The organism is Corynebacterium sp. HMSC070H05 (genome assembly GCF_001837615.1).
GTDB lineage: Bacteria > Actinomycetota > Actinomycetes > Mycobacteriales > Mycobacteriaceae > Corynebacterium > Corynebacterium coyleae.
This window is the reverse complement of record NZ_KV833311.1, coordinates 509-6,183: the sequence shown is the minus strand read 5'-3', so window position 1 is coordinate 6,183 and position 5,675 is coordinate 509. Positions and strand designations below refer to the sequence as shown.

The window sequence follows — 5,675 nt, the reverse complement described above, 5'->3', positions numbered from 1 at the left end:
CTCAAACGGAACAAAACCTGGGACACTTCAGACCGAAACCAACCGTCTCTACAAGAAAGCGCGCAGCACTTCGTCCATATTATTGATCGCTAATGTCACGCCCATCGCCCGTAGTACGAAAAATTCATCCCAAATCAAGCATCTACATGAGAAACCAATAAACACCTAGAAGCGGACAGTCCACATGGGACAATAGTCGATAACCAACACAGCCTCACCAAGGATGGTGGCGGCAAATCTGCAACTTGGCAGCGAATAGAATCCATATATGCGAACATATATTCGACATCTTTCTTTCGCGCATCGCTGGAGGCGGTACTATCTCCACAGCTCGAAAAGCACTTCCACAGACAGGAGATCACGTTGCCCGTAAAGAATGATTTTGGCCAGTATTTCACACCACGCCATATCGCCGACTTAATGGTTGGAATGATTAAATCGGAACGAACCGCTGAGGTCCTGGAACCTAGCAGCGGCGAAGGTGTCTTCCTTGACGCCCTATACGATCAGGGGTTCACTAACGCGCAAGGCTATGAAATCGACGAACGTCTGACTCACAATCCTGCACACAAAGTCACCCACCGCTCCTTCGTTTCCGTTAGTGAAGCAAGTTTATTTGACGTCGTAATCGGCAACCCTCCCTACATTCGATGGAAAAATCTCACACCAGAACTACGTGAGGAGATGCAAGATCATCCACTCTGGGGAACACTCTTCAATTCCCTTTCCGACTACTTAACCGTTTTCATCGCAAACTCGGTTACCCACCTAACTCCTGGCGGGGAACTAATCTTCATTACCCCATCCTTTTGGATGCACACCTCGCATTCCCTGAAGTTACGAGAGTGGATGCTACAACATGGACACATTTCCGACGTCGTCGATTTTGGAGAAAGCAAGGTCTTTGACGGCGTTTCTAGCGCAATTATCATTTTCCGTTTCGTGAAGTCAGCTTCAGAGTCCGACTCATTCAACTACCACCGCTACATCGGCCCTAGAGCCGTACCCACCACGATTAATTTGGGAAATCAGTATTTCGAGACTCATTCGGCACCAACATTCAAGCGGGGTAAACACTGGACCCTTGCGCCAGCTAAGACACAAGAGGAAGCCAATCGCTTAGAACTTGCCGCCACTTTAGGCAGTCAAACACCTCACAGTCTTTTGGATGGGAATCAGCCTGACACTCTGGGTAACTATGTGGAAATTGCGAACGGCATGGTCTCTGGCCTCGACAAAGCTTTTAGACTGTCTCCAGAAGAATATGAGTCACTTCCGCAAGAAGAACTGACCGGCGTCAGCTTCGTCGCGAAGGCCAAGGATCTAGGCCACCTTAAGAACTTAGGGATTACACCATATATCGATGTCCCAGAAGGTATGTCAGAGCGTGACTTTAATAATGCATTCCCCCAGATATCCGCAAAACTTGCATTCTTCAAAGAAGCACTTGATAAGCGTTACTCATACGGCCGCAGCCTCCCCTACTGGGAATGGGCTTTTAAGCGGTCCCAGAAACTGTTCTATACCGATCGCCCAAAAATCTTCACGCCTTGCAAAGAACGCATGACCAACAAAGATACAGCCCGTTTCGCTTATGTCGAAGGGGGTATTTTGGCAACCCAGGATGTAACTGCAATCATTCCGACCCCAAACACAAGAGAGTCAATCGAGTACATTCTTGGATACCTGTCCACCAAACAGGTCTCAGACTGGTTTCGGGTCCGCGGACTTATGAAAGGAGGGATTGCAGAGTTTTCCGAAAAGCCGCTAATGAACATCCCATTTCTCCCCATCGACTGGGATAGCGAAAGCAGCATATCCTTCCACAATCACATTACAAACGCAGTAAAAGAAATCCTATCCAAGAAAAAAGCCTCAGATCCCTGCACTCTACAATGGTTAAGCACTCAGTTCGAAGAGCAGATATCGCACATCAACGCTACCCATCAAGAGCTTTCCTAATCTTGGTTACTTCCATAACCTGTTGATTCGAGCGGTGTTCAAGCGATCGCGCATATGATTCGAGAAACATCCCCAGCCACTCCTTATTACTCCCTTCAAAGTTTTGCTCAACTTCGAGTGGGTAAAACTGAATTTGAAGCGCTGCACTCCAGTTGATGTATATCTCTTTAGGGTCCGTCTTAAAAAGATCAATGGCCCTGCACTCGTTCGCTCGAAGCATTCTCCGCCCGTCAACTTCTTCGGGCATAAATTTGATCCCGAGGTAAAGAATCTCTAGTGGTAGGTCAGAGCCTGTTTCCCAAGCAATCAAACCGATGTCTTTTATCTTTCGTGCAGAAATGATATTCGGTTGTTGAGACTTTTTCATTGCATTTTGGGACTTGACATCAACAAAGGAAACCAATTCGGAATTAAAAAGCTTCTTCTTATCGGAAAAGACGATTGTCTCTGCAGTATCGTTCTGCTTTTCCTCAAATCTGTTAGTGGGACTCCACCTCGATGTGGGGGCCGTTCCACGCTTCGCTAAGTAATTGACCGGCTCTGGCCCAAACTTATACTCTCCAGGACGAAACTTATCTTCTTTAGAGTCAAGTTCAATTGTTAGCGCGTGATTAAGAGCTTCGAAATGCCGGAATGCGCTCCCTGGAAAGCGTTGCTTCAACGCATCGTCAACGAGAGCCTCAAAGGGAAGACCACCCGCATGGCCGGATAGCTGACCACTTGGCCGTGGCACAAGCGCCCCTACGAGTTCCTCACCAATTTCCTCTAATTCTTTGAGCACAGTCACGATTCATAACTCTAGTGAGTCAACGAGCAGCATACTCGTGCTTTGCTCCAATAATTTCAAAGTCTAATGACTGGAACGACTGAAATTCTCGTCTACTTTTGAATATTCAACTCTTCGAGACCTGCGGAGTTCATCAAACCAAACCTTGCTCTGTTTCCGTCGATTCCAAATAATCGCGCCTAGAAAAGAATCACTGCAGAAGAATCCATATGAACGCGGGAGCCAGCGATGAAAGATCTCGAACGTCTATAGTCCGCCCTTCGGGAAGTTGCACGCTACATCTCTTCCTGCTCGAAGTGCGAGGAGTCCTCCTCGCCTTGGCCGGCAGAGATATCACGCTGGACTGGTTTGCCGATCGCGCTCTCAACCAACTGACACAGCGCTTCACGGCGGGTTGCAAAGAACGTGTCGAAGTCGTCCGAACGCAACGCTTGTGGGTCAACGAGGTGAGGTCGAAGCAGTTCGTCGAGTTCTGCTTCTGCGATCTTCGCAGTCCGCTCGATCTTGCCCACGTAGCTCGACGGTGCGACGCCACCAATAACGCGGTTGGTACGGGCACTGAGCATCGTCTTGTTCACGATGGACTCGCGGTGTTCGTCGTCAATGTTGTTCTTGTTGCACCAAGCCTGCGGGAAGATGTGATGAATGTCGACGCTCATGTCCTTGTACTGGACGGCACCGAACATCTTGTCTTCCATCCAGTCCTTGGAATTATTGGCCATTAGCAGCGCCATCACACCCTTGTACGCTGCAGAGTTACGGGTGCGCATCGAGTGAAGACGGGATTCAACAAAGTTTGCATCGGTGACGGTACGCGGTGCAGGGCTAGTTTCGTCCTTGCACCAAGCAGGGACCATCTCTAGATCGCGCGCGAAACGGGTTTCGATGGCACTGCCATACAACTCACCGAACACACCGGACCAGTACCAGCGGACAAGCTGAGCACGCACCGAGTGAAGGTCAGCATCCTTTCCCAGCACGACCTTGATTGCAGCGAGCGGAACCAACTGCTTCTGATACGGAATATCTCGCGCAGTGAACACGTGCAGGTCTGCGAGAAATCGTGCGGTCCATAGGAAGGCGTCTCGCAACGGATCGCGCCACTCGAGATAATCCGCGAGAGTGAGGCGAAGCACGTCTTCACGCTTCGCGGTTACCGCGACCTTTCGCTGTTCCGGTGGTGCGACCTGCTGCTTTTTCAAGCTCGCGAGCATGGTGACCGCCTGGAGAAAGTCAGTGTTCTCCACTTTCCTCAGGACCGGATAGTCCTCCCAGAGCCTTTTGGTCTCCAGCCAGTCGTCGTTAAGCCTGAAGTCCTCACCAGTCTCGGCGTAATAGGAACCGTCACCCGCGAATACCGCAGTCAACAGCTCGAATACGTTGAGCGGGAGGCCACCAATGTTCACCTTCTCAAAGACCGTGGCCACTGCCGCTTTATCGGTTTCTTTATCGAGCTCAATCGCGGGAATCTGATATTGCGTAGCCCGCTGCACATACGTGTCGAGAAACTCAAGCGCGACATCATTATTCGGGTGCTTCATCAGCCATCGAGTGCCCTCGCTTGAGTAGAGCAAGTTCAACGGGAAGTAGCCGTTCTCGTACTGCTTTTCTGTGGTGCTCAGGTCCAGCACTACGTCGCGATCGAAGTTCTTCTTCATGATCCCGTCCGCCGGGACCGCAATCACTGCGTCTTCAACCCTATCGGGGTCGGCGAGCGCATCTGCAATATTGATGAAGAACCTTCTATCGAGGAGCTTCCCTCGGGCATCCTTCGTGTGGACAACTCCGTCTCCGGTCAGAGCCTGGGTCAGGGAGGTTAAGCGTTGCTGTCCGTCGAGAAGCAGGTAACCAGGTTCTTTATCCTGCACGTCAGTGCCCTCAACGGGGCGGGGCTTGAAACGAACCTGGTCATTACCGGTTTCCAGCAGCATCACGACTCCCATGGGGTGCCCACGGAGCACAGTGACCAGAATCTGACGAACGCGCTCTTCATCCCACTTGTACTGCCGCTGAAAATCCGGCAGTTGGATAACGCCGGTTGTGGTGTCCTTGAGGTACTCATCCAGCCGGTACATGGGAGTCTGGAAACCCATGGTGTTCCTTTCAGTTCACTACTGCGTCAAACACCACCGAGCATAGAGAGCACAAAGACGTCGCCGTGAAACTTTTCGAACAAATATGCCGTCAGACTCCGCAGTCATGTGGTGAGATGTGCCTCAACGCTACTGCTGCGCCGCTGATTCAGTCCATTTTCAGCGAGGGATCGCAGGTCAAGTCCCGTGTAGTGGTGTAGCCGTTTGTGCTTTCGGCTCGGTATGAAGTTCGGGGTTTTGTTAGGCGGTTAGCTGGTGATGTTCGCCATGTTCACCTCCAGTTTGGTGCATGAGGTGTTTGGTGTGCTCGAGTGCGGATAGTGACATGTAGCGTTTTTGCTGGATCCAATCGTCGTGCTGCTCGGCAAGCACCGCGCCGACAAGCCGGATGATGGATTCACGGTTCGGGAAGATGCCCACAACATCGGTGCGCCGGCGGATCTCCCGGTTTAACCGTTCGGTGGGGTTGTTGGACCAGACTTTCTTCCAGACTGGTTTCGGTGCTGCGGTAAACGCCAACACGTCATCGAGCGACTCTTCTAGATAGGCCGCAACCTGCGGGAACTTTGGTTCTAACAGGTCAACAACTTCGCGGGCTTGTCGCCAGGTGGATTGGGCGTCGGGTTGTTGGAAGATTGTCTGGAACATCGCTTAAGACCATCGGCCACTGGGTCTTGGGGACTTTTTCGTAGAGGTTTTTCGCGAAGTGGGTGCGACAGCGCTGCCACGACGCATCGGGCAGCACTTCAGATATCGCGTGCTGGATGCCCTCATGGGCGTCACTGGTGACAAGGAAGACACCGCGAAGTCCGCGGGCTTTTAAGTCCTGGAAG

At 51.3% G+C, this 5,675-nt stretch carries 3 protein-coding genes and 1 pseudogene; 1 reads left to right on the top strand and 3 read right to left on the bottom strand.

The window, feature by feature from the left end:
• Positions 1-363 precede the first annotated feature (363 nt).
• Positions 364-1,962 (top strand): Eco57I restriction-modification methylase domain-containing protein, encoded by a 1,599-nt coding sequence (locus HMPREF2617_RS04820; protein ID WP_083308088.1) that lies wholly within the window; start codon positions 364-366, stop codon positions 1,960-1,962.
• On the opposite strand, the gene HMPREF2617_RS04815 is transcribed toward HMPREF2617_RS04820, so the two are convergent.
• From HMPREF2617_RS04815 to HMPREF2617_RS04805, 3 genes and pseudogenes are all read right to left on the bottom strand, one after another.
• A complete protein-coding gene (locus HMPREF2617_RS04815; RefSeq protein ID WP_070569705.1) occupies positions 1,940-2,749 on the bottom strand; it encodes a HincII family type II restriction endonuclease in 810 nt (269 codons plus the stop codon). The two genes, HMPREF2617_RS04820 and HMPREF2617_RS04815, sit on opposite strands and share 23 nt — an antisense overlap.
• A gap of 275 nt (positions 2,750-3,024) precedes the next feature.
• Positions 3,025-4,842: a GmrSD restriction endonuclease domain-containing protein gene (locus HMPREF2617_RS04810; RefSeq protein ID WP_070840213.1), complete on the bottom strand. Its 1,818-nt coding sequence runs from the start codon at positions 4,840-4,842 to the stop codon at positions 3,025-3,027.
• Between the two features lie 240 nt (positions 4,843-5,082).
• Positions 5,083-5,675 (bottom strand): annotated as a pseudogene (locus HMPREF2617_RS04805) (transposase); the annotation flags it as partial.

Bases quoted from the DNA above. Each gene is read 5' to 3' on its own strand.
- HMPREF2617_RS04810 (WP_070840213.1), bottom strand. From the start codon at position 4,842: ATGGGTTTCCAGACTCCCATGTACCGGCTGGATGAGTACCTCAAGGAC.